27 protein-coding genes are annotated in these 23,936 nt (G+C 36.8%); 26 read left to right on the top strand and 1 reads right to left on the bottom strand.

The genetic code is table 11. From position 1 onward, the window contains the following. The first annotated feature begins 164 nt into the window (after positions 1–164). The 23 genes from spoIVA to Q9306_RS07710 all read left to right on the top strand — a co-directional run bounded on the left by spoIVA (position 165) and on the right by Q9306_RS07710 (position 20,910). Positions 165–1,643: a stage IV sporulation protein A gene (gene spoIVA, locus Q9306_RS07820; protein WP_306196986.1), complete on the top strand. Its 1,479-nt coding sequence runs from the start codon at positions 165–167 to the stop codon at positions 1,641–1,643. Positions 1,644–1,930: 287 nt separating this feature from the next. Then, complete coding sequence (locus tag Q9306_RS07815; RefSeq protein WP_001043860.1) at positions 1,931–2,203, top strand: HU family DNA-binding protein; 273 nt, start codon at positions 1,931–1,933, stop codon at positions 2,201–2,203. Positions 2,204–2,326: 123 nt separating this feature from the next. Continuing rightward, complete coding sequence (folE, locus tag Q9306_RS07810) at positions 2,327–2,896, top strand: GTP cyclohydrolase I FolE (protein WP_306196983.1); 570 nt, start codon at positions 2,327–2,329, stop codon at positions 2,894–2,896. Between the two features lie 458 nt (positions 2,897–3,354). Then, a complete protein-coding gene (locus tag Q9306_RS07805) occupies positions 3,355–4,098 on the top strand; it encodes a heptaprenyl diphosphate synthase component 1 (protein ID WP_306196981.1) in 744 nt (247 codons plus the stop codon). Between the two features lie 35 nt (positions 4,099–4,133). Then, complete coding sequence (locus tag Q9306_RS07800) at positions 4,134–4,841, top strand: demethylmenaquinone methyltransferase (protein ID WP_020059604.1); 708 nt, start codon at positions 4,134–4,136, stop codon at positions 4,839–4,841. A 166-nt stretch (positions 4,842–5,007) separates the two neighbouring features. Further along, positions 5,008–5,970, top strand: coding sequence for a heptaprenyl diphosphate synthase component II (hepT, locus tag Q9306_RS07795; RefSeq protein ID WP_306196978.1), 963 nt, complete (start codon positions 5,008–5,010; stop codon positions 5,968–5,970). A 122-nt stretch (positions 5,971–6,092) separates the two neighbouring features. After that, entirely contained in the window at positions 6,093–6,539 is a 447-nt protein-coding gene (gene ndk, locus Q9306_RS07790; protein WP_098915284.1) for a nucleoside-diphosphate kinase, read from the top strand. Positions 6,540–6,893: 354 nt separating this feature from the next. After that, positions 6,894–8,066 carry a chorismate synthase gene (gene aroC / locus Q9306_RS07785; protein WP_306196974.1) on the top strand — a complete coding sequence of 391 codons (1,173 nt, stop codon included), beginning with the start codon at positions 6,894–6,896 and terminating at the stop codon, positions 8,064–8,066. Then, complete coding sequence (gene aroB / locus Q9306_RS07780; protein ID WP_306196972.1) at positions 8,066–9,157, top strand: 3-dehydroquinate synthase; 1,092 nt, start codon at positions 8,066–8,068, stop codon at positions 9,155–9,157. Before aroC ends, aroB begins: the two co-directional genes overlap by 1 nt. Further along, positions 9,154–9,516 carry a chorismate mutase gene (aroH, locus tag Q9306_RS07775; protein WP_306196970.1) on the top strand — a complete coding sequence of 121 codons (363 nt, stop codon included), beginning with the start codon at positions 9,154–9,156 and terminating at the stop codon, positions 9,514–9,516. Before aroB ends, aroH begins: the two co-directional genes overlap by 4 nt. Before the next feature lie 14 nt (positions 9,517–9,530). Beyond that, the gene (hisC, locus tag Q9306_RS07770; protein ID WP_306196968.1) at positions 9,531–10,643 is read left to right on the top strand and encodes a histidinol-phosphate transaminase; all 1,113 of its coding nucleotides are present in this window, start codon (positions 9,531–9,533) and stop codon (positions 10,641–10,643) included. A 92-nt stretch (positions 10,644–10,735) separates the two neighbouring features. After that, entirely contained in the window at positions 10,736–12,043 is a 1,308-nt protein-coding gene (aroA, locus tag Q9306_RS07765; RefSeq protein ID WP_306196966.1) for a 3-phosphoshikimate 1-carboxyvinyltransferase, read from the top strand. Between the two features lie 111 nt (positions 12,044–12,154). Continuing rightward, positions 12,155–13,417 (top strand): tetratricopeptide repeat protein, encoded by a 1,263-nt coding sequence (locus Q9306_RS07760; RefSeq protein ID WP_306196964.1) that lies wholly within the window; start codon positions 12,155–12,157, stop codon positions 13,415–13,417. A gap of 72 nt (positions 13,418–13,489) precedes the next feature. Then, positions 13,490–14,026: a ReoY family proteolytic degradation factor gene (locus Q9306_RS07755; protein ID WP_098915277.1), complete on the top strand. Its 537-nt coding sequence runs from the start codon at positions 13,490–13,492 to the stop codon at positions 14,024–14,026. A 224-nt stretch (positions 14,027–14,250) separates the two neighbouring features. Further along, the gene (locus tag Q9306_RS07750) at positions 14,251–14,709 is read left to right on the top strand and encodes a YpiF family protein (RefSeq protein ID WP_306196961.1); all 459 of its coding nucleotides are present in this window, start codon (positions 14,251–14,253) and stop codon (positions 14,707–14,709) included. Positions 14,710–14,849: 140 nt separating this feature from the next. Further along, entirely contained in the window at positions 14,850–15,362 is a 513-nt protein-coding gene (gene qcrA / locus Q9306_RS07745; protein ID WP_306196959.1) for a menaquinol-cytochrome c reductase iron-sulfur subunit, read from the top strand. Next, positions 15,363–16,037 (top strand): menaquinol-cytochrome c reductase cytochrome b subunit, encoded by a 675-nt coding sequence (gene qcrB, locus Q9306_RS07740; protein WP_272189508.1) that lies wholly within the window; start codon positions 15,363–15,365, stop codon positions 16,035–16,037. Between the two features lie 44 nt (positions 16,038–16,081). Further along, complete coding sequence (locus tag Q9306_RS07735) at positions 16,082–16,849, top strand: menaquinol-cytochrome c reductase cytochrome b/c subunit (RefSeq protein ID WP_306196956.1); 768 nt, start codon at positions 16,082–16,084, stop codon at positions 16,847–16,849. A gap of 239 nt (positions 16,850–17,088) precedes the next feature. Next, positions 17,089–17,679 (top strand): lipoprotein heptaprenylglyceryl N-acetyltransferase LhaT, encoded by a 591-nt coding sequence (lhaT, locus tag Q9306_RS07730; RefSeq protein ID WP_306196954.1) that lies wholly within the window; start codon positions 17,089–17,091, stop codon positions 17,677–17,679. Between the two features lie 60 nt (positions 17,680–17,739). After that, entirely contained in the window at positions 17,740–18,438 is a 699-nt protein-coding gene (gene lit / locus Q9306_RS07725) for a lipoprotein intramolecular transacylase Lit (protein ID WP_306196952.1), read from the top strand. Between the two features lie 85 nt (positions 18,439–18,523). Beyond that, complete coding sequence (gene ypjB, locus Q9306_RS07720; protein WP_306196950.1) at positions 18,524–19,306, top strand: sporulation protein YpjB; 783 nt, start codon at positions 18,524–18,526, stop codon at positions 19,304–19,306. Between the two features lie 121 nt (positions 19,307–19,427). Further along, positions 19,428–20,111 carry a zinc metallopeptidase gene (locus tag Q9306_RS07715; RefSeq protein WP_306196949.1) on the top strand — a complete coding sequence of 228 codons (684 nt, stop codon included), beginning with the start codon at positions 19,428–19,430 and terminating at the stop codon, positions 20,109–20,111. Positions 20,112–20,268: 157 nt separating this feature from the next. Continuing rightward, positions 20,269–20,910, top strand: coding sequence for a uracil-DNA glycosylase (locus Q9306_RS07710; RefSeq protein WP_306196947.1), 642 nt, complete (start codon positions 20,269–20,271; stop codon positions 20,908–20,910). A gap of 357 nt (positions 20,911–21,267) precedes the next feature. On the opposite strand, the gene Q9306_RS07705 is transcribed toward Q9306_RS07710, so the two are convergent. After that, positions 21,268–22,149 carry a YitT family protein gene (locus Q9306_RS07705; RefSeq protein ID WP_306196946.1) on the bottom strand — a complete coding sequence of 294 codons (882 nt, stop codon included), beginning with the start codon at positions 22,147–22,149 and terminating at the stop codon, positions 21,268–21,270. Between the two features lie 225 nt (positions 22,150–22,374). Here Q9306_RS07705 and Q9306_RS07700 point away from each other — a divergent pair, with 225 nt between their 5' ends. The 3 genes from Q9306_RS07700 to mgsA are packed head-to-tail and all read left to right on the top strand — an operon-like array spanning position 22,375 to position 23,935. After that, on the top strand, positions 22,375–22,716 hold the full coding sequence (locus tag Q9306_RS07700; protein ID WP_098915267.1) for a nucleotide pyrophosphohydrolase: 342 nt from the start codon (positions 22,375–22,377) through the stop codon (positions 22,714–22,716). After that, positions 22,716–23,516, top strand: coding sequence for a 4-hydroxy-tetrahydrodipicolinate reductase (dapB, locus tag Q9306_RS07695; protein WP_098915266.1), 801 nt, complete (start codon positions 22,716–22,718; stop codon positions 23,514–23,516). The genes Q9306_RS07700 and dapB overlap by 1 nt, the downstream gene beginning before the upstream one ends. 14 nt (positions 23,517–23,530) lie before the next feature. Then, complete coding sequence (mgsA, locus tag Q9306_RS07690) at positions 23,531–23,935, top strand: methylglyoxal synthase (RefSeq protein ID WP_306196944.1); 405 nt, start codon at positions 23,531–23,533, stop codon at positions 23,933–23,935. The last annotated feature ends 1 nt before the right edge of the window (position 23,936 follow it).

Below are 23,936 nucleotides of genomic sequence, written 5' to 3'. Positions count from 1 at the left end.
ATAAGTTCTAGAAGAAGGGTTTTTTACTTCTTGAAATATTTGCATCGCTAATAAAAAGTTTTTTTAAAATAGTCATATGAAATTGGGACAAAATCATATGCTGTATTGTCCAACTACAAGAATAATCATGATTTATTCCCAAAAATTTTGAGGGAGGGAATCACTTGGAAAAGGTTGATATTTTTAAAGATATTGCTGAGCGCACAGGCGGTGATATTTATCTCGGGGTTGTAGGGGCTGTCCGAACAGGGAAATCAACTTTTATTAAGAAGTTTATGGAGCTAGTTGTCATTCCAAACATTGAAAATGATTCAGATCGCCAGCGCGCACAGGATGAACTGCCGCAAAGCGCAGCAGGGCGTACAATTATGACGACAGAACCAAAGTTTGTTCCAAACCAAGCGGTTTCTATCCATGTTGATGAAGGGCTTGATGTAAATATTCGCTTAGTAGATTGTGTGGGTTATACTGTCCCAGGAGCGAAAGGATATGAAGATGAAAATGGGCCACGTATGATAAATACACCGTGGTATGAAGAACCAATCCCATTTCATGAAGCGGCGGAAATTGGAACGCGCAAAGTAATTCAAGAGCATTCTACAATTGGGGTAGTCATCACAACTGATGGAACAATCGGAGAAATCCCACGCCGCGATTATATTGAAGCGGAAGGACGGGTTGTAAATGAATTAAAAGAAGTAGGGAAACCGTTTATTATGATTATTAATACAGTACAGCCCTATCATCCTGATACAGAACAACTTCGTCAAAGTTTAGTAGAAGAATATGATATCCCGGTGTTGGCAATGAGTGTAGAAGGACTAAGAGAAGGCGATGTATATAACGTATTACGTGAGGCGTTATATGAATTTCCGGTTCTTGAGGTGAATGTAAATCTTCCAAGCTGGGTAATGGTGCTAAATGACAACCATTGGCTTCGTCAAAGCTATCAAGAGGCTGTTCAAGAAACGGTGAAAGATATTAAGCGACTTCGTGATGTTGATCGCGTTGTATGGCAATTTAGTCAATATGAATTTATCGATCGTGCAAGTTTGGCAGGGATTGATATGGGGCAAGGTGTTGCAGAGATTGATTTATATGCACCAGATGAATTGTACGATCAAATTTTAAAAGAAGTGGTAGGTGTTGAAATTCGAGGCCGAGATCATTTGTTAAAACTAATGCTCGACTTCGCTCATGCAAAAATTGAATATGATCAAGTTGCGGATGCGCTGAAAATGGTAAAACAAACCGGATACGGTGTTGCAGCACCGGCCTTAGCAGATATGAGCTTAGATGAACCGGAAATTATTCGACATGGATCACGCTTTGGTGTGAAATTGAAAGCTGTTGCCCCGTCGATTCATATGATTAAAGTTGATGTGGAATCAACATTTGAACCGATTATTGGAACAGAAAAGCAAAGTGAAGAGCTCGTTCGCTATTTAATGCAAGATTTTGAAGATGATCCACTTTCTATTTGGAATTCTGATATTTTTGGGCGTTCACTTAGCTCAATTGTTCGAGAAGGGATTCAGGCAAAATTATCATTAATGCCAGAAAATGCTCGCTATAAGTTAAAAGAAACGCTAGAACGAATTATAAATGAAGGATCGGGCGGCTTAATAGCAATTATTTTATAATCGAAAGACTCCTTATTTTGGGGTCTTTTTTTATTTTTCATAGAAAAACAAAATGTCATTATCTAATACTTTATAGTTGATTGTCAAGTTTCATTAGTTTTTTACAATTTCACGGCAACATTTTCTTTAAAAATATTGAATTATAAAGGAGAATCGTATAATATAGGCCTAGATAATGATTTATCTATACCTTTGTAGTATAGAATTTGTAAAAATTGCCTACAAATGAAGGTAAGACTCATTTTATGATCATTATACAGTCGTATCTTTGGGAGGAGGTGAATGGCATGAACAAGACAGATTTAATCAATGCTGTTGCAGAAGCAAGTTCCCTTTCTAAAAAGGACGCAACAAAAGCAGTTGACGCTGTTTTTGATTCCATCTTAGAAGCTTTAAAGCAAGGTGATAAAGTACAACTTATCGGATTTGGTAACTTCGAAGTTCGTGAGCGTGCGGCTCGTAAAGGACGCAACCCACAAACTGGTGAGGAAATTGAAATCGCGGCAAGCAAAGTACCTGCATTCAAACCTGGTAAAGCGCTAAAAGATGCGGTTAAATAATCCTTACATATTTACGGGGAAGAAGAGTTTCCTTATTGGAAACTCTTCTTTTTGCATTTAAAAACATATATATGCTAGAATGTGTTCGTAGTATTTTTAGGTTTTATTCGGGAGGGATAGCGGATGGCAAATGTAAACTTAGAGCAAATAGAACATGCAGTACGCCTAATTTTAGAAGCAATTGGGGACGATCCAAATCGTGAGGGCGTATTAGATACACCAAAACGTGTTGCGAAGATGTATGCAGAAGTATTTTCTGGTATGCATGAAGATCCGAAAGAACATTTACATAAAGTGTTTGGTGAAGATCATGAAGAACTTGTATTGGTAAAGGATATTCCGTTCTTTTCTATGTGTGAGCATCATCTCGTTCCGTTTTATGGCGTTGCTCACGTTGCATATATTCCACGTGGTGGAAAAGTAACTGGACTAAGTAAATTGGCACGTACGGTAGATACAGTTGCACGTCGACCGCAATTACAAGAACGCATTACATCAACAGTAGCAGATTCTATTATGGAAGTATTAGAGCCGCATGGTGTGATGGTTGTTGTAGAAGCAGAGCACATGTGTATGACAATGCGCGGTGTGAAAAAACCTGGTGCCAAAACTGTAACAACCGCAGTGCGTGGTACGTTAGAAGCAGACGTAGCAGCACGTGCGGAGATTTTAACTTTTATTAAGACGAATTAGTAGGAAAGCAGGAAACTGCTTTTCTTTTTTTATCTACCCATATATAAATTAAAAACCCCTTCTTTTTTGGTGGACGAGTGCATCTGGCGGCGTATAGAAACGGTCAGGGCTTTTTCCTGCCACATGCAAAGTTTCAAACAAAAGGAGAAAGCCAGTAGCGGTCATGGTGTATTCTGCATAGCGACGATTTATATGTCAGAAAATTAAAATGGATATATAGCTATTATTGACTCCTATTTCAAGATTTAGAAAAAAGAAGATGGGGAGGAATAACTGCTAATATATACCTAAATGGTGAGGGGACTATGGAAGTTTCATTTTATAATAATTTAATGGTTAAGATAAGGGGAAATAAAGGTCAATTTTTACTTTAGTTTGTTGCGTCAAGTTTTATTTATAGAAAAATGAATGAATGTGTTATAATAGGTTTTATGAATTAGAAAACAAGGGTGATTTTTGTGGATGAAATTTACGGAGGGTTTGCGGATATAAAGGAGCAGCTATATAAAAAACTACGCCATCCTTATTTTATAAAATATATTGAAGAACCAGTTGTTGATGAAAAAAAAATAGCGTTCTTATATTCCATTTTAAAAAGCGCAAACTTACATAAAGAACAAATTGAACATTACGCAGTTACAATTATGCTTGTACAAATTGCTTTGGACACGCATGAGAAAGTATCAAATAAAGAAGAGACTGATGAATTTCATAAGCGGCGCCAATTAACGGTATTAGCGGGTGATTATTACAGCGGGTTATATTATTATTTACTTTCAATGAATCATGACATCACATTGATTCGTGCCTTAGCAGACGGAATTAAAGAAATCAATGAACAAAAAATTATGCTATATCAGCAAACGTATGAAACGATTGAAGAAATGTTAAAAAGTGTCGGATTGATTGAATCGGCTCTTTTACAGAAAACATGTGACCATTTTCAGGTGCCGCATGTAAAGTCTGCAATAACTAACATGTTAACAATAGATCGTTTGCAAACTGAGTATCAAATATACACGAAGAAAGAATCGTCACCTGTATTTGCTGCATTTCAAAAGATTTTGTCTCATGATGGTGAAATAAAAGTAGAAACCTTATATAACGAATTAATAAGAAAAATGCGAAGTCAGGTCAATACTTTGGTGCAAAATAATACAGGAATTGGAACATTTCTTTCCACATTGAAAGAGGCTACTTGAACATTTTGAATTTACAGTTGGAAGAAGGGTAAAGCATGCAACAATCAAAAGAAGAAAGAGTACATGACGTATTTGAGAAGATATACAATAAATACGATGTAATGAATTCGGTTATTAGCTTTCAAAGACATAAAGCATGGCGCAAAGAAACAATGCGAATTATGGATGTTCAACCGGGCAGCATAGCGCTTGATGTATGTTGTGGAACGGCTGACTGGACGATTGGGCTTGCTGATGCAGTCGGTTCTAGCGGGAAGGTATATGGATTAGATTTTAGTAAAAATATGCTTTCTGTTGGAAAAGAGAAAGTGGCTGCTTTACAATTAAATCAAGTAGAGTTACTTCATGGTAATGCGATGGAATTGCCATTTGAGGATAATATGTTTGATTATGTCACAATTGGATTTGGGCTCCGGAACGTACCAGATTATATGCAGGTATTAAAGGAAATGACGCGTGTCGTAAAACCAGGTGGAAAGGTTATTTGTTTAGAAACATCTCAACCGACAATGATTGGAATCCGCCAAGGCTACTTGTTATATTTTAAATTTATCATGCCGTTATTTGGAAAATTATTTGCCAAAAGTTACAAAGAATATTCATGGCTACAAGAATCTGCAAGCACATTTCCAGGGATGAAAGAATTGGCTCGTATGTTTGAAGAAGCTGGATTAGAAAAAGTACAAGTAAAGCCGTTTACTTTTGGGGTAGCAGCAATGCATTTAGGATATAAACCGAAGTAAATAAAGAAATGTATTTTTGATGATGGAAAGCCTTCAGCAATCGAGAGCATATTAGAAGTTATCTCCCACCTGCCTTTTTTATTTTTTGATAAATTTAAGGTGGAAGTTTTGTTATTGATTAGAGCGGGATAAAATAGAAAAGAAGTTTTAGGTTAAGGTGAACGATATGAAGTTACAACTTATGTATTCTTTTTTACGATTGGATATTGATAAAATTGAGAAAGAACTAAAAATAGTTGTTGCTTCTGAGCAACAATTGCTGGAAGAAGCAGCGTTGCAACTAATTGAGGCCGGTGGAAAACGAATCCGACCTGTTTTCGTTCTGCTTGCAGGGAAATTTGGCGATTATAAGCTTGATGTGATTAAGCATGTTGCGGTTGCATTAGAGCTTATTCATATGGCTTCTCTTGTGCATGATGATGTAATAGATGCCGCTCTTTTAAGAAGAGGAAGTGCGACTGTAAATGCCAATTGGGGTGATCGCATTGCAATGTATACAGGTGACTATCTATTTGCAAAATCTCTGGAATGCATTACAAATTTAGAAAATCCAGAAGTACATAAAGCATTATCAAATACAATTCTTGAAGTATGTAAAGGTGAAATTGAGCAAATTAAAGATAAGTATGATTTTGGGCAAAATTTACGAACATATTTACGCCGTATAAAGCGGAAGACAGCATTGTTAATTGCAGCTAGCTGTCAATTAGGTGCCCTTGCATCTGGAGCTTGTCGGGATACTGTAAATCGTTTGTTTTGGTATGGGTACTTTGTTGGTATGTCATATCAAATTATTGATGATATTTTAGATTTTGTATCAACAGAAGAAAAGCTTGGAAAACCAGCAGGGGGAGATTTATTACAAGGTAATATTACACTTCCTGTTTTATATGCAATGGAAGACCGAGTACTTCGTGAGAGAATTGTTCAAGTTAACGAAAATATGTCTTCGGATGAAATGAAGAGACTTATTGAAGCAGTCAAAAATAGTGATGCAATTGATCAAGCATTTGCATTTAGCGAGAGATATTTACATAAAGCACTAGAAGTGATTAAGCCGTTGCCACGTGGACAGGCAAAACTGGCGTTGCAAAATGTTGCAAAATATATTGGAAAACGTAAATTTTAAATGTTTTTTGAGAAAAATAATAATCTCTCCATTTCAAAACTATTGCACAATTCTGATAAGGGTGATACTATGTGTTTGGGGATATACAATTATATACATAATGAGAAGTGGAGAGATTTATTATGGAAAAAACGTTTTTAATGGTAAAACCAGATGGTGTGCAACGTGCAATCATTGGGGAGATTGTTGCTAGATTCGAAAGAAAGGGCTTTCAATTAGTCGGAGCTAAGCTAATGCAAATCACACCAGAGATTGCTGGAGAGCACTACGGTGAGCATAAAGAAAAGCCATTCTTCGGTGAATTAGTAGATTTTATTACATCTGGACCTGTTTTTGCAATGGTATGGCAAGGTGAAGGCGTTGTGGAAACAGCTCGTAATATGATGGGAAAAACAAAACCAAGTGAAGCTGCACCTGGTACAATTCGTGGTGACTTTGGACTAACTGTTGGGAAAAATATTATTCACGGTTCAGATTCTCTTGAAAGTGCAGAACGTGAAATTGGTATTTTCTTTAAAAAAGAAGAACTAGTTGAGTATTCTAGAGTAATGAATGAGTGGATTTACTAATTATTTTTAAATAATTTGTAACCGCTTTAAAAATAGTAGGTATAATGAGAAAGGCGCAAGAAAGGATGGTCACACTCCTTCTTGCGCTTTTTTGTTTCATTTTGATTTTTCAACATATAAGTCGCTGCTATGCAGAATACAACATGACCGTTACTTGCTTTCTCTCTTTGTTTTAAACCTCGCATGTGGCAGGAAAAGGCCCTGACCGTTTCTATGCACGGCCAGATGCTCTCGTCCTCCCTAAGAAGAAAGAGGGTTTTTAGGTCGTGTCTTTAATTTGTGCTTATTTAGTTACGAAACAATAAAGGTTATGATATAGTGTTACATAAATACTGAAGTAAAGGGGAGTAACCGATGAGATATATAACAGCTGGTGAATCTCACGGACCGCAACTAACGACAATATTAGAGGGGATTCCGGCAGGTTTATCTTTAGTTGCAGATGATATTAATACGGAGTTAGAAAGAAGACAAAAAGGCTACGGCCGTGGACGCCGCATGCAAATCGAAAAAGATCAAGTTCAAATTTTAAGCGGTGTTCGTCATGGATATACAATTGGTGCACCAATTACACTTGTTGTCGAAAATCGTGATTTTACACATTGGACAAAAATTATGGGGGCAGAGCCATTAACAGATGAAGAATCAAAAGAAGTAAAACGGCAAATTACACGACCTCGTCCAGGACATGCAGATTTAAACGGAGCAATTAAATATGGCCATCGTGATATGCGAAATGTATTAGAACGTTCTTCTGCTAGGGAAACAACGGTTCGTGTTGCTGCTGGAGCTGTTGCAAAGCGTATTTTAGAAGAATTGGGGATAAAAGTAACGGGGCATGTTATTGAAATTGGGGGAGTTAAAGCAGAAAAGCAATCGTATTCCTCTATTGAAGAGCTACAAATGATTACAGAGGCATCTCCTGTTCGATGTTTAGATGAAGATGCAGGAAAGAAAATGATGCAGGCAATCGATAATGCGAAAACAAACGGAGATTCTATCGGAGGAATCGTTGAAGTTGTTGTCGAAGGGATGCCGATTGGTGTTGGAAGTTATGTACATTACGATCGTAAATTGGATGCAAAACTTGCAGCGGCGATCATGAGTATTAATGCGTTTAAAGGTGTAGAGATTGGAATTGGCTTTGAAGCAGCTCATAAACCTGGAAGCCTTGTTCATGACGAGATTTTATGGGACAAGGATCATGGGTATACAAGACGTACAAATAACGCCGGTGGATTAGAAGGCGGTATGACGACTGGGATGCCAGTTATTGTTCGCGGGGTTATGAAACCAATTCCAACTCTATATAAACCGCTGCAAAGTATAGATATTGATACGAAAGAAGTGTTTCAAGCGAGTATTGAGCGTTCTGATAGTTGTGCAGTGCCAGCAGCAAGTATTGTAGCAGAAGCTGTTGTAGCTTGGGAGCTTGCCGCAGCTGTCATTGAACAATTTGGAACGGATCGCATCGATTTAATTCGTGAAAATATTAAGAAACATAACGAATATACGAGGGAGTTTTAATGGAGACAATACAGATTCAAACAAGTTCTAAACAATACGATGTGTATGTCGGAAATAATGCACTATCACAAATAGCAACGCTTATAGAAAATATGAAGCCAGCTGTTTCAAATATTTTACTGATTTCTGATGAAACGGTAGCATCATTTCATTTAGACGAAGTAATCAATACTTTGCATGTAAAACAAGAAGTATTTTCGTTAGTAGTTCCAAGTGGCGAGAAAGAAAAATCGTTTGAAAACTATTATGCGGCTCAAACGTTTGCGCTTGAAAATGGTATGGATCGTCATTCGCTCATTCTTGCGCTTGGCGGCGGAATGATTGGAGATTTAGCGGGATTTGTTGCAGCGACGTTCATGAGAGGGATTCGATTTGTCCAAATACCAACTACATTACTTGCGCATGATAGTGCCGTTGGAGGGAAAGTGGCCATTAATCATCCGCTTGGGAAAAATATGATTGGCGCATTTCATCAACCAGAAGCGGTGATTTATCATACTCCATTTTTAAATTCGCTTTCAGAAGAAGAGTGGCGCTCTGGTTTTGCGGAAGTCATTAAACATTCGCTTATTGGAGATGTAGAATTCTATCATTGGCTTCGTAAAGAAGTGAAACAGCTGACTGATTTAAGAGATGATAAATTAATTTATACATTGCAACGAGCGATTCCAGTAAAGGCAAAAATTGTTGCAGAGGATGAAACTGAAAAAGGTATTCGTGCTCACTTGAATTTTGGGCATACACTTGGGCATGCACTTGAAAAAGAGATGGGATATGGAAGCATAACACATGGTGACGGCGTTGCAATTGGCATGTTATTTGCAATCTTTTTAAGTGAACAAATCTATGAAAAAGACCTTCAATATAAGGAAATCAAACGTTGGTTTACGGCATATGGCTATCCAAGTATGTCGAATAGACTTGATGTGAACCGTCTTATTCAAGTAATGAAACAAGATAAAAAAGCGAACGGTGGAACAATTCGTATGGTTGTTATGCAGGAGATTGGGGTAGTGGATGTCGTATCTATTTCAGATGAAACCGTCCGCACAGCTTTAGAGTCATTTCAAAGAGAGGGGGAGTCTATTTGATTCGCGCGATTCGCGGCGCAACCACAGTCAGTTATAATGAGACTGAACAAATATTGACTGCAACAGAGCGTTTAGTGAAAAAAATGGCAAGCGATAATAGAGTTTCTCCTGATCATATTGTATCTGTACTCATTTCAACAACAGCAGATATAAATGCGTGTTTCCCAGCTGCGGCTTTAAGACAGATGGAAGGCTGGGCATATGTACCGGTTATGTGCATGCAAGAAATAGAAGTGCCAGATGCTCTTGAGAAATGTATTCGCGTAATGATGACGGTTATGACAAATAAACACCAACATGAAATTCAACATGTCTATTTAGAGAAAGCGGTACGATTAAGGCCCGATTTACAAAAATGACAGGGGGAATTTGAATGAAAGTAAAAGAGCAATTATTGTCGCTTAAAGCGTATGTGCCAGGAAGAAATATTGAAGAAGTAAAGAGACAATATGGACTATCTAAAATTGTGAAACTAGCGTCAAATGAAAATCCATTTGGATGTTCACAACGTGTAGATGAAGCGTTGGCATCGTTAGCTGGGCAATATGCGCTCTATCCGGACGGCGGGGCGTATGCTCTTCGTGAGAAATTAGCAGCACATCTTCGTGTGAAAGAAGAACAAATTCTATTTGGTAGCGGTTTGGATGAAGTTATTCAAATGGTTAGCCGTGCTCTTTTACAAGAAGGAACAAATGTTGTTATGGCAAAGCCGACATTTTCACAGTATCGTCATCATGCCATAATTGAAAAAGCGGAAGTACGTGAAGTCCCTTTAAAAGAAGGTATACATGATTTAGAGGCAATGCTTGCGCAAGTTGATGAGCATACACGAATTGTGTGGATTTGTAACCCAAATAATCCGACCGGAACGTATGTAGCAGAAAAACAATTACTTTCATTCTTAGAGGCAGTTCCGAAAACAACACTTGTTATTATGGATGAAGCATACTTTGAATATGCTGGAGCGAAAGATTATCCGCAAACATTACCACTTCTAGAGAAATATGAAAATTTGATGGTATTGCGCACATTTTCAAAAGCATACGGATTAGCGTCATTCCGCATTGGTTATGCAGTAGGAAATGAAAAGTTAATACGTTCATTAGAAATTGCTAGATTACCATTTAATACGTCCTCAATTGCACAGATAGTTGCGCAAGCTGCAATTGAAGATCAAGCCTTTTTACAAGAGTGTGTGAAAGTGAATAATGAAGGATTGCAACAATATTACGATTTTTGTGAGAAGCATCAAGTATTTTATTATCCATCACAGACGAATTTTATCTTTTTAGACCTTGGGCTTTCAGGTGATGAAGTATTTGAAAGATTATTGCAAAAAGGATACATCGTTCGTTCTGGTGGTCCGCTTGGTTTACCAAATGGTATTCGTATTACTGTTGGTACGAAAGAAGAGAATGACGAAATTATTGCAGTGCTTACTGAACTCATAGAAAAAAATGTGAGAAAAGAAGAGACATATTCATAAAAAAAGAAACGGCTCCATGAATAGGAGTCGTTTCTTTCATCTTATTTGCGAAAAGAAGATAGAAAGAAGTACAATAAAGAGAGAATACATAGGTGAATAGTAACGAGGTGTTAGAGGTGAAACGATTAACAAGGCTTAAGAATGGATTAAACGGAACGATATTTATTCCTGGAGATAAGTCCATTTCGCATCGTGCTGTCATGTTTGGGGCGATTGCAGAAGGGGTAACGAAGATTACGAATTTTCTTCAAGGTGAAGATTGCTTAAGTACGATTGCTTGTTTTCAGAAGTTAGGCATTACGATTGAGCAAAATGGTACTGATGTCACTGTATATGGAAAAGGGTTACAAGGATTAGTAGAACCAGCGGAAGTATTAGATGTTGGAAATTCAGGAACGACAATTCGGTTAATGCTTGGTATACTCGCAAATGTACCCTTTCATTGTACAGTTATTGGAGATGCTTCAATTGGAAAACGTCCGATGAAACGTGTTACAGTACCCCTTCGGCAAATGGGTGCTAAAATTGATGGAAGAGAAGATGGACAGTATACCCCGTTGTCGATTCGAGGTGGGAATATAAAAGGTATACATTATTCTTCTCCTGTAGCAAGCGCGCAGGTGAAATCAGCCGTTCTTCTTGCGGGATTACAAGGGGAAGGCGTCACGACTGTAACAGAACCACTACAATCTCGTGATCATACAGAGCGTATGTTACGTGCATTCGGTTGCGATGTTACTATTGATGAATTAACTGTATCATTACAAGGCGGACAAGAGCTTTTTAGCACGAATATTGAGGTGCCAGGAGATATTTCTTCTGCTGCCTTTTTCTTAGCGGCAGGTGCAATTGTACCTAATAGTAAAATTGTACTGAAAAATGTAGGATTAAATCCAACAAGAACTGGGATTCTTGATGTACTATCACAAATGGGTGCAACATTATCCATAGATAATATTCGGAATGAAGAGTTTGAACCATGCGGTGATATTACAGTTGAAACCTCACAGTTAAGAGGGATAGAAATTGGTGGTGCATTGATTCCAAAACTCATTGATGAAATTCCAATTATAGCATTGTTAGCAACGCAAGCAGAAGGGACAACTGTAATTAAGGATGCAGAAGAATTAAAAGTAAAAGAAACGAATCGTATTGATACAGTTGTGAATGAATTGAAAAAATTAGGGGCAAATATTGAAGCGACCGAAGATGGTATGATTGTGCGTGGTAAAATGCAATTACATGGAAATGCGGTAAATAGTTATGGGGATCATCGTATTGGGATGATGTTAGGAATTGCAGCGTGCATAGCAGATGGAGAAGTTATCATAGAAAATAGTGAAGCGGTAGCTGTGTCATACCCAAATTTCTTTCAACAGTTACACATGCTACAAAGATAAAAGAATCTTTTCCTTTTTGAGAAGGTTCTTTTCTTCATCATGACGGTTGATTACATAGAAGTAGTTGTTTATTATGGAATTTACACAAGTATTTATATAAAGGAGCGAGTTATGCAAAAGTTTGAACAAGCTGTTACATATATTGAAAACGGAGAAGTAGAGAAAGGGTTACAACTATTAGCGGAACAAGTAAAACAAAGTACGGATGAAGAAAAGTATGATATTGCCCGTTATTACTACACGCTAGGGTTTGTAGATCAAGCGTTAGAAATAGCAGAAGATTTACATTTGTTATATCCAGAAGAAAGTGAGTTCACGCTATTTTTAGCAGAATTATATATTGATTTAGATAAAGAAGATGAAGCGATTGAAGTGCTTCACGGTATTCCAGAAAGTGATGAATTATATGTTCAGTCTCTATTACTTGCATCTGATTTATATCAAATGCAAGGTTTTGACGAAGTAGCAGAACAAAAATTACTAAAAGCAAAAGCAATTATGCCGGATGAGCCAGTAGTTGCTTTTGGACTTGGAGAATTATATAGCAGTAAAGGTGAAGATAGTAAAGCCATTCCATATTATGAATTATTACTTCCAGAGCATAAAGTAATGGGCGGTGTTGTTGTTGCGCTTCGCTTAGCTGAAAATTTAAGTGCACTTGGACAATGGGTTGAAGCAATTTCTTATTATGAGGAAGGTTTAGAAGAGCAGAAGGATATACATTCTTTATTTGGATTTGCGTTTACGCTATACCAAGGAGAACAATATCAAAGAGCAATCGGTGTGTGGGAAGAATTAAAAGAGTTAGATCCAGAATATGCATCTTTATACATGTATTTGGCGAAATGCTATGAAAAAGAAGGGATGCTTCAAGAAAGTTATGAAACACTTCAAGATGGAATAAAAATTGATGAATTATCGGTACCGTTTTATGTAGAGTTTGCTAATGTTGCAGCGAAACTAGGAAAAAGATACGAAGCGGAAGCTGCGCTGAAAAAAGCATTAGAGATCGATCCTTCACATTTAGGGGCTACATTAAAGTATTCATACATCTTAAAAGAAGAAGAAAGATATGAAGAGATTATTGATGTTGTAGAAAAAGCCATTGATAATGGAGAGACAGATACGCAATTACTTTGGGATATTGCTTATGCGAAAAAACAATTAGAATTGTATTCAGATGCATTAAAACATTACCAAAGTGCATATACTTCTTTTAAGAATCATCCAGACTTCTTAGAGGAATACGGCTACTTCCTGTTAGAAGAAGGGTTGCGAAAAGAGGCGAAAGAAGTATTTACACGTTTATTACAACTAGATCCAACACAAACTCATATTGAAGAATTATTATATAATTTAGAAGATTTTTCTTAAGTTGGAAGGAAACTGAATGCTGCTTCTTGAATGTAAAAAGAAAAGAGAAGGGCAGAGGAGGGATTAAGTGCGATGAATACCCCTGTTTCTGTGAACGAAAAGAAAGATTTCGTAAAATGGTTTTTAAATAATTATCAACTGAAACAGCGAGAATGTGTTTGGATTTTAAATTATTTAATGAGTCATGATCAATTAATGGATAAGGTGCATTTTGTAGAGCATGCGAAATATTGTCCGCGTGGTCTGGTGATGTCTGCAAATTGTGTGAAAGATTTACCGTTTCATTTTTATAAACAAAATGTGATGACGACAGACGCGGAAAAATCCTTTCATGATATTCGTTTAAACAGAGATGAAGATATTTATATTCAGCTTAACTTTAAGTCATCTTTTCAAAATGCGAACTATGTTGCAGTGTTAGAAGAGAATCCATACTTACCGAAGAATATCGAAGTAAATGAAAAAGATCGTTTATTAGCAGAACGATTTTTAGAGGAAAGTGTATATTCATTTCGGAAAGAACGACTATTAAAATTAATTGATGAAGCACTTGATACTCAAGATGAAGAAGCATTCCGCAAGTTAACAGAAGAGTTAAAACGATTATAAATTTCTTTGTAAAAATCAATTGTGACAATTTTTAGATTATTTTAAAGAAAAGCCATCTTTTAAAGATGGTTTTTCTTTTTTTACCTGTATCTGTATGGTTTAATAGAAATAAAGTGGACTTTTTTGGTAATCAGTTGGGTCAATTAAGTTCTTATAGACAAGTAGCATGGGGAAGTCACATTGTTTGTTAGAAGAGCAGGAAGGGAAAAAGGGGGCTATTAATAGTGAAATGGGCTGTAGCAGATGTAGAACAATATGAAAAAACAAGAGAATATATTGATACAGGAATTATACCACTTCTTTCAGTTTCGTTTGAAAAGGGGATGAAGACAGCTGCTGTAGAAGGAGAATTTATTTCTACTTTAACTAGAGAACTAGAGAGGGAGTATAAAGGTAGAGTATTTTTATTGCCATCATTTACGTATGTAGAAGGAACACATGTAAGTGAGCGCCAACGTTTATGTGATTGGACGAACTATTTAAAAGAGAAGGGCTTGCGGCATATTGCGCTAATTACAAGTGATTTTTCTTGGAAGGAATTTGAATATGAGCTAGCAGAACAATTATTTTGTTTACCAGCACTCCCGTTAGATCAGCTTAGTGATCAAGCGAAAAGAGAAATAATTTATGCACAAATAAAAAATATTATGGAAATATTGACTGAAAAATGGGAAAATAAATAATTAATAGAAGGTTTTAATAATTGGCATTAGTATGATATTGACCAATGTAGTAGGGTATTATATCATGATAGTGTCCTAGTCTTTATCTTTTATTTCAATTTTTCACGGGGGACAATTTCTGATAGAGGGGGGAAATTTTCGTGAGTGAGAGAGAACATAGGGTGTCAAGAAGACAGTTTTTAAACTACACTCTTACAGGTGTAGGAGGATTTATGGCGGCAGGGATTTTAATGCCAATGACGCGTTTTGCGCTTGACCCAGTTCTAAGGAAAGAAGCAGGGGGGGAGATGGTTGCGGTCGCGCAAGTGAAAGATATTACGACTGAACCAAAACGCTTCGATTTTAAGGTGAAACAAGTTGACGGTTGGTATAAGTCCGAAGAACCAAAGTCAGCATGGGTACACAAAGATGAAAGCGGAGACATTGTGGCATTCTCTCCCATTTGTAAGCATTTAGGATGTACAGTAAACTGGAATTCGGACAAGGCACATCCAAATCAATTTTATTGCCCGTGTCACGGGGGACGTTATACGAAAGATGGAAAGAACATAAAGGGAACACCACCGCTTGCACCGCTTGATGTATATGAGTCAAAGGTGAAAGATGGAACGCTTTATTTAGGTAAAGCGAAGCCACAAGGGGGTGCAAAGTAGATGTTAAATAAAATTTATGATTGGGTAGATGAGCGGCTTGATATTACGCCCCTGTGGCGCGATATTGCAGACCATGAAGTGCCGGAACATGTGAACCCAGCGCATCACTTTTCTGCCTTTGTTTACTGTTTTGGAGGTCTTACATTTTTTATAACTGTTATTCAAATTTTATCAGGAATGTTTTTGACGATGTATTACGTACCAGATATAAAAAATGCGTGGGAATCTGTCTATTACTTACAAAATGAAGTGGCATATGGACAAATTGTTCGCGGTATGCATCACTGGGGAGCTAGTCTCGTTATCGTGATGATGTTTTTACATACACTTCGAGTTTTCTTTCAAGGTGCTTATAAAAAGCCTCGTGAATTAAACTGGATTGTTGGCGTTCTTATTTTCTTTGTTATGTTAGGATTAGGTTTTACAGGGTATTTATTACCATGGGATATGAAGGCATTATTCGCAACAAAAGTAGGGATTCAAATTGCAGAACAAACACCACTTATTGGACCTTATGTAAAAACGTTGCTTGCCGGCCACTCCGAAATTGTCGGTGCCCAAACATTAACTCGCTTCTTTGCTATTCACGTATTCTTCTTACCAGCTGCACTTCTCGGATTGATGGCAGTTCACTTCATCATGATTCGCAAACAAGGTATTTCTGGTCCACTATAAGATTATTAGATTTAAAGGAAGAACATAATTAAAGGAGGGAGACTATGCATCGCGGCAAAGGGATGAAGTTTGTCGGAGATTCGCGAGTACCTGCTGTTAGAAAACCGAATATTCCGAAAGATTACTCAGAATATCCAGGGAAAACAGAAGCATTTTGGCCAAACTTTTTATTAAAAGAGTGGATGGTTGGTGCCGTCTTTTTAATTGGCTATCTTTGTTTAACAGTAGCGCATCCATCGCCATTAGAAAGAATTGCAGATCCTACAGATACAGGATATATACCACTTCCAGACTGGTATTTCTTATTTCTGTATCAGTTGTTAAAGTATTCTTATGCATCTGGTCCGTATACGGTTATTGGTGCATTTATTATGCCAGGCATCGCATTTGGCGCATTATTACTTGCTCCATTTCTTGATCGGGGACCAGAACGCGGGCCATTTAAACGTCCAGTTGCAACAGGATTTATGCTGCTAGCGTTAGCGTCTATCGTTTTCCTAACGTGGGAATCTGTAGCTACGCATGACTGGGAAGCAGCGAAAAAGCAGGGTGCAATTGTAAAAACGGTACAGGTTGATAAAAATGATGACGGTTATAAAATTATGCAAAAAAATACATGTTTAACATGTCACGGTGAAAACTTGCAAGGGGGAGCAGCTGCACCAGCATTGCAAAACTTGACATTAAAGCCAGATGAAATTGCAAAAATTGCAAAAGATGGAAAAGGTGCAATGCCAAAAGGAGTTTTCAAAGGAACAGATGAAGAGTTAAAGAAATTATCGGAATTTATCGAGAAATACAATAAAAAATAAAGTGAAACCTCCATCAGTGGGGGTTTTACTGCCCGCGAATAGCGGGATCAATGAGAGCTGGCTACAACTTTGTAGTCAGTTTTTCTATTTTAGGCAGGGAATTTGCTATAATAAAGTAAAACTTTTATCAGTGTAGACGTATTCCCCGCCAATAGCAGTGGGATTGTAATCAAATGCATTCATGCTACGGTTCATGCATCACAGTGATGTATATTTTGGAAAGTTGAGGTATTTCTATTTTGGCATATACATTTTTGTTATTAAGACAACGTTCTTTTCTATGGATTTTGCTCATTATTAATATTTTGGGAACAGTTTATGGGTATATTTGGTATGGAAATCAATTGATAGAAACACCAGCTATTTTTTTGCCGTTTGTCCCAGATAGTCCAACGGCTAGTTTGTTTTTTGTTTTTGTATTAATTGCGTTTGTACAAAAAAAAAATTGGGGTTTAATGGAAGCGTTAGCAGTTGTAACGTTAGTCAAGTACGGGATTTGGGCTGTTGTCGTAAATGTATTAACTCTTATTGTAACCGGCTATATTGGAATAGAAGGATATATACTCATTGTTTTTCATATGGCAATGGCTGTACAAGGACTTTTATACGCACCGTTTTATCGAATGAAATATTGGCATTTTATCATTGCAGCTATTTGGACATTGCATAATGATGTAATTGATTATGTATGGGGGCAAATGCCAAAATATAGTGTTATGTATATGTATGACCGCCAAATTGGTTATTTTACATTTTGGCTTAGTATCGTTGTTTTGGCTACTACATATTATTTTTGTCTAAGAGAGAAAAGATTAACGCTTTCTTTATAAAGTGAAACTTCGGACAGTGTAGGTCTAGATTAAATAAAAAATAGGGAATGGGGAAGATGAATGAATTCACATAGCATATATTCGAAATTTTGGAATGGAATCTTATTATGTATTGTTCCTTTTTGTATTGCTTTTAGTATTTTTTCAATCGCAGTTATGTGTGTTGTATATGGGAAAGGAATTTATTACGTAGAGATTGACGTGTTAAATATTCCGGAAATGGCAAATATGACAAAGGAAGCAATTATTCAAAATTATGATGCGCTCATTACGTATCTTTCTCCTTTTTATAATAAACCATTACATTTCCCAACTTTAGAAATGTCTGAGAAGGGAAGAGTTCATTTTGTTGATGTGAAAAATATTATTGTTGCAATTCAATATGCTATGTATATAAGTATTTTTATATCTTTTATCGGGGGAGTTTATTTAATACGAAAACAAAAGGAAAAGTTTTTGTTCTATGCAGCGATTCTTACAATTGTTTTTCCAATCGTACTCATACTCCCAATCGCAATCAATTTTGAAAAGAGTTTTGTATTTTTCCATGAACTTCTTTTTCAAAACGATTATTGGTTGTTTGATCCAGAGACTGATCCTATTATTCGTATGTTGCCAGAACAATTCTTTATGCATGCAGCCTGTATCATTTTATTGCTGATTTTGTTTGGGAGTGCTTGTTGTTATTGTTTATATCGTTTTTTTATGAGAAAGAGAGGCGTTCATGCAGGGAGTCGGAATGCCGCAACTGAAAAGTAAACGTTCGCTTTAATTTGGATTGGTTCAAGGTCTATTCTTGTCCACTAGTTCATATATTGTACTAGAAGGTATAGGGGGGACAAGAATGAAAAAAGTATTAGCTGGAATTATAGCGTTTATGTTTATATTGTTTCCTATTCGTATATATGCAGCTACTTGGAATGAGTTAACTGGGTTGTTAGATGACTCGCTCCAATTTGTAAAACAAGAAGAGTATGACAAAGCGACGCAACTATTAACGCATTTTTCTCAGCAATTTTTAAACGCTGATCCAAAAAAGAAAATAGCACCTGAACATATTCGTGTGATCTCTCTTGCTTATGATAAAGCAATGCAATCATTAGAAGGACAAGGGATTCAGAAACAAATAAAAATAGATGATGTGCTTGCTCTTCGTCTTGTGTTAGATGCAGAAGTGTCGAAATATCAGCCGCTTTGGATGGAACGAGAAGAAAATGTAATGAGTGCATTTGGGAAAATTGAAAATGCAATGCAAAAGGAAGAACATGATCGTTTTCAACAAGCATTAAACGTATTTTTGCATGAATTTGACATTATTTATCCGAGTTTAATGATTGATTTGCCAGAAGAAGAGTTGCACCGTGTGAATTCTCATTTGTCGTATTTAGATGAATTTCGTTATATGATGATCAAAAATAAGAGCGGACAAACACAAGTGAAAATTATAAAAGATGATTTGAAAAAAATTTTTCGTACAGCGAAAAAGGATGAAGTAGATTCTTCACTCATATGGTTTATGACTGTAACTGGAGGCATTATTATTTTTACATTAACGTATGTTGGCTGGAGAAAATATAAAGGAGAAAAAGAGAAACAAAAAAGTACGCTGCATTCCAAAAATAGATAGGTTTGCTTTTCAAACGAAGTGAAAGATAGAAACGATGTTGTAAGGTTTCTTTGTTGACAATATTATGTGAAGAAAATAGAATGGTTATTACTATATAACAAAAATGAATGGGAGGTTCATGATGGGTTTCTACTTAATTTACTTTGCTATCATCATGATCATACCGATGTATGCACAGTCTAGAGTACGCAGCGCATATAGTAAATACTCACAAGTGTATTCAACTTCTGGTATGACAGGAGCAGAAGTGGCTCGCAAGATTTTAGATGAGAATGGTTTGTACAATGTAGCGGTAGAAGAAACACGAGGACATTTATCTGACCATTATGATCCAAGATCGAAAACAGTTCGTTTATCAACAGATAACTATTATGGTCATTCTGTAGCAGGGACAGCGGTAGCTGCACATGAAGTTGGGCATGCGATTCAAGATGCGAAAGATTATAACTTTATGCGTTTCCGTCATTCTCTTGTTCCTGTTGCAAATTTTGGTTCAAATATGTCATGGGTTTTCATTATGATTGGTATGTTTGCGCATATGGCAAACTTATTGTTTTTAGGGATTATCCTGATGGCAGCAGGTGTGTTATTCCAACTTATTACATTACCAGTTGAATTTGATGCATCAAAACGGGCAATGAAGCAAATTGAAACACTTGGAATTGTATCAACGGATGAATATGGACAAGCTCGTAAAGTATTAAATGCAGCAGCTCTTACGTATGTCGCAGCAGCTGCCGTAGCAGTATTTGAACTGCTTCGTCTTGTATTAATATATACAGGCATGCAACGTAATGATGATTAAAGACTATCGATTTTGATAGTCTTTTTTCTTTTGTATTTTTGTTTTCATGATGATAACAAGAGATGGTACTATAAATATGTAATGTATAGGGGGAAGAAATTTGTCTATTTTAAATTGGTGGAAAAAAGGGTTTTAATCAAAGTAAAACTTGCAAGAGGTGAAAAACATGAAGTATCCAGAGCAATTAGTGGAGCAAGCGAGAGAGCGAATATCTCCCTATCCTGTTGAAGGTTTTGTATATGGAAAAGGGTCACAACATCCAAAAATGATGCTTGTCGGAGAAGCGCCAGGGGAAACGGAAATTCATAACGGGATACCTTTTAGCGGAAGAGCTGGTAAGCAACTTATGGATTTTCTAAAGCGAATTGGTGTAACGAGAGAAGAAGTATACATTACGAGTGCAGTGCGTAGTCGACCGTATAAATGGGGCGAGAAACGAGAACGGAACGGAGAAATCGTGAAGCGGAAATACAACCGTACGCCAAATCAGCAGGAAATACTTGCTCACGCTCCCATTTTAGATTACGAAATTGAGCATATTCAAGCACCGATTATTGTTACACTAGGAAACATTGCCCTTAAACGTTTAGTTGGTTCAGACAAAAAGGTGTCAGAGATGCACGGTCAATTGTTTACTCAACCTGTTCGGCAACTAGCAAATTCTAATAGCACAACCTATACTTGGACAGAGAGGGCCTATACCATTTTTCCGACATTCCACCCCGCTTCTATTTTTTATAATCGCAGTTTATTGGAGTTGATTTATGAAGATTTAGAAAAATTGAGGGAGCATATTTAATTAAATGTTTTAGCATCTAAGTCGCTGCTAAGCAAATACAACAAGCCCGCTACTTGCTTTCTCGCTTTGTTTGAAACGTCGCATGCGGCCAAAAAAAGCCCTGACCGCTTCTATGCGCGGCCAGAGGCTCTCGTCTTCCCAAAAAAGAGAGGTATGTCGTATATATAAATTCATTTTAACTCTTTGCCATCAAAGTCACTACTATGTAAATACAACAAGTTATACGCTCGCTGTCTCCCTTTGTTTGAAACATTGCATGAGGACAAAAAAGGTCCTGACCGCTCCAATGCATGGCCAGAGACTCTCGTCCACCATAAAAAAGAAAGGTTTTTATGTGTTTTTTAATAACTCGTATAGTTAATTATGTAACGGATTTTTATTCTCATCCAATGTAAACCCTTCCCCAACAACATCATGCACATCACTGACAGCAACGAAAGCATGAGGATCAACAGATGTAATAATGCTTTTTAGTTTTACAATTTCATTTTTTGCAACGACGCAATATAAAACGTGTCGTTCCACTTTTGTGTATGTTCCAATTCCTTTTAAGAAAGTTGCGCCGCGGTCCATTTCTGATAAAATTTTCGCGGCGATTTCATCATTTTTCTCAGATATAATAGTTGCTCCTTTTGCAGCATAGGCACCTTCTTGCATAAAATCAATGACTTTTGCCCCGATAAAGACAGCGACTAACGTATACATTCCTTCTCGGTATGATAAATATGTAAGGATTGATAAGATAATAACAACAGCATCAAACATAAACATCGTTTTTCCCATACTCCAGCCGATATATTTATGAGCTAATCGTGCAATAATATCAACACCGCCTGTTGTGCCGCCATACTTGAAAATAATCCCTAATCCTACCCCGATAAATAAACCAGCAAACAAAGCGGCAAGTGTCATATCGTTTTGTAAGTTTAAATGTAAATTAAACGCATCATAACGCTGGAAAACCCAAAGAAATAATGAAACACTAAATGTCCCGATTAATGTATAAAAAAATGTCGTACGACCAAGCATTTTCCAACCAATAAAAAAGATGGGTATATTTAAGAGTAAGTTTGTATAGGAAGGATCCAGTGAAAATAGAAAGTAAAGCAGCAATGTAATCCCAGTAAAACCGCCTTCTGCTAGATGATTCTCAATATTAATATTAACGATGCCAAATGAGAAAATAGCAGAACCAACTAGAATGAAAAGAATGTTTTGAATTTTTAAGTTTAGTTTCATGCGAATCCCCCTAGTATGTAGTGATGATCGTAGCTTGTTCTTATGGATAGTATACGTAATATATAGAAAAATTGGCAAGAAAACTTCACACGGAGAAGGAGGAAATTGTCTCATTAAGATTAGGTGGGAATCTGTATCCTCAAAAACGTGATAAATAAGCGATAACATTTGTCAAATCGCTATGAATTGGCTAACATGATAATTGAAGGATTTGAGGTGAATGACATGGAACAAAAAACAATGAAAGATATGCAAAAGGAAGTAGATGCATATATTGGTCAATTTAAAGAAGGATACTTTAGTCCGCTTGCGATGCTAGCTCGTTTGACAGAAGAAATGGGAGAGCTTGCGAGGGAAATTAATCATTATTATGGTGAAAAGCCAAAGAAAAGCACAGAAAAAGAGCGTACAATTGAAGAAGAGCTTGGCGATGTGTTATTTGTGATGATCTGTATGGCAAATAGCTTAAACATTGATTTAGAAACAGCTCATAATATAGTTATGGAAAAATTTAATACGCGTGATAAAGATCGCTGGACACGTAAAGATGAGGGAGAGAAAGAATAATGAAAGAAATTAAAGTAATTATTGCAGGACCGAGAGGCCGTATGGGGCAAGAGGCGGTACTTCTTATGGAAAGAACACCGCATTTCAATTTAGTTGCTGCTGTTGATTATAAACATGGTGGAAAGAAAATTTCTGACATTGCTGGATTACCTAACATAGATGCTCCAATTTATACAGATTTACATACTTGTTTAGATGAAGTAGAAGCGGATGTTTTACTAGATTTAACAACACCAGAAATCGGGAAAAAACATGTAACACTTGCAGTAGAGCGAGGGATTCGTTCTGTTATCGGAACAACAGGTTTTACAGAAGAAGAATTGCAACAATTAACAGAAACGGCAAAAGAAAAACAAGTTGGTACAATCATTGCACCAAACTTTGCGGTTGGCGCAGTTTTAATGATGAAGTTTTCACAAATGGCAGCAAAGTATTTTCAAGATGTTGAAATCATTGAATTACATCACGATCAAAAGTTAGATGCTCCGTCTGGTACAGCTGTGAAAACGGCGGATTTAATTCGTCAAAATCGTGAATCAAAACAACAAGGGCATCCGGATGAAACAGAACAATTAGAAGGTGCACGCGGTGCAAATGTTGATGGTATTCATATTCATAGCGTACGTTTACCAGGATTAATTGCACATCAAGAAGTACTATTTGGCGGAGATGGACAAATGCTAACAATTCGTCACGATTCCTTTAACCGTGCATCGTTTATGTCAGGAGTAAAACTTTCTATTGAAACAGTGATGAATTTAGATCATCTTGTATATGGTTTAGAAAATATTATTGACTAAAGGGGAAAATGAAGATGAAGATTGCCTTAATTGCCCATGATAAAAAGAAAAATGATATGGTCTCGTTTGCGTATGCATACCAGCCGATTTTAGAAAAACATATTTTATTTGCAACTGGAACGACAGGTCTTCGGATTATGGAGGCGACAGGTATGTCTGTGACAAGATATCAATCCGGTCCGCTTGGTGGAGATCAAGAAATTGGTGCAATGATTGCAAAAAATGACTTAGACATGGTGATCTTCTTCCGTGATCCGTTGACATCACAACCACATGAACCAGATGTGAATGCACTTCTTCGTTTATGTGATGTATATTCTATTCCACTTGCGACGAATATGGCGAGTGCGGAGCTTTTAATGCATGCATTAGAGCGCGGTGATTTAGATTATCGAAAGTTACGAAAACGAGGGGAATAAT

It is taken from the genome of Bacillus multifaciens (assembly GCF_030756675.1).
Lineage (GTDB): Bacteria > Bacillota > Bacilli > Bacillales > Bacillaceae_G > Bacillus_A > Bacillus_A multifaciens.
This window is presented reverse-complemented; position numbering and strand designations above follow the sequence as displayed.

Bases quoted from the DNA above. Each gene is read 5' to 3' on its own strand.
- aroC (WP_306196974.1), top strand. From the start codon at position 6,894: ATGAGATATATAACAGCTGGTGAATCTCACGGACCGCAACTAACGACA.
- qcrB (WP_272189508.1), top strand. From the start codon at position 15,363: ATGTTAAATAAAATTTATGATTGGGTAGATGAGCGGCTTGATATTACG.
- hisC (WP_306196968.1), top strand. From the start codon at position 9,531: ATGAAAGTAAAAGAGCAATTATTGTCGCTTAAAGCGTATGTGCCAGGA.
- Q9306_RS07755 (WP_098915277.1), top strand. From the start codon at position 13,490: ATGAATACCCCTGTTTCTGTGAACGAAAAGAAAGATTTCGTAAAATGG.
- Q9306_RS07735 (WP_306196956.1), top strand. From the start codon at position 16,082: ATGCATCGCGGCAAAGGGATGAAGTTTGTCGGAGATTCGCGAGTACCT.
- lit (WP_306196952.1), top strand. From the start codon at position 17,740: ATGAATTCACATAGCATATATTCGAAATTTTGGAATGGAATCTTATTA.
- Q9306_RS07815 (WP_001043860.1), top strand. From the start codon at position 1,931: ATGAACAAGACAGATTTAATCAATGCTGTTGCAGAAGCAAGTTCCCTT.
- Q9306_RS07705 (WP_306196946.1), bottom strand. From the start codon at position 22,149: ATGAAACTAAACTTAAAAATTCAAAACATTCTTTTCATTCTAGTTGGT.
- hepT (WP_306196978.1), top strand. From the start codon at position 5,008: ATGAAGTTACAACTTATGTATTCTTTTTTACGATTGGATATTGATAAA.
- Q9306_RS07800 (WP_020059604.1), top strand. From the start codon at position 4,134: ATGCAACAATCAAAAGAAGAAAGAGTACATGACGTATTTGAGAAGATA.
- Q9306_RS07760 (WP_306196964.1), top strand. From the start codon at position 12,155: ATGCAAAAGTTTGAACAAGCTGTTACATATATTGAAAACGGAGAAGTA.
- folE (WP_306196983.1), top strand. From the start codon at position 2,327: ATGGCAAATGTAAACTTAGAGCAAATAGAACATGCAGTACGCCTAATT.
- mgsA (WP_306196944.1), top strand. From the start codon at position 23,531: ATGAAGATTGCCTTAATTGCCCATGATAAAAAGAAAAATGATATGGTC.
- ndk (WP_098915284.1), top strand. From the start codon at position 6,093: ATGGAAAAAACGTTTTTAATGGTAAAACCAGATGGTGTGCAACGTGCA.
- dapB (WP_098915266.1), top strand. From the start codon at position 22,716: ATGAAAGAAATTAAAGTAATTATTGCAGGACCGAGAGGCCGTATGGGG.
- ypjB (WP_306196950.1), top strand. From the start codon at position 18,524: ATGAAAAAAGTATTAGCTGGAATTATAGCGTTTATGTTTATATTGTTT.
- Q9306_RS07700 (WP_098915267.1), top strand. From the start codon at position 22,375: ATGGAACAAAAAACAATGAAAGATATGCAAAAGGAAGTAGATGCATAT.
- Q9306_RS07715 (WP_306196949.1), top strand. From the start codon at position 19,428: ATGGGTTTCTACTTAATTTACTTTGCTATCATCATGATCATACCGATG.
- aroB (WP_306196972.1), top strand. From the start codon at position 8,066: ATGGAGACAATACAGATTCAAACAAGTTCTAAACAATACGATGTGTAT.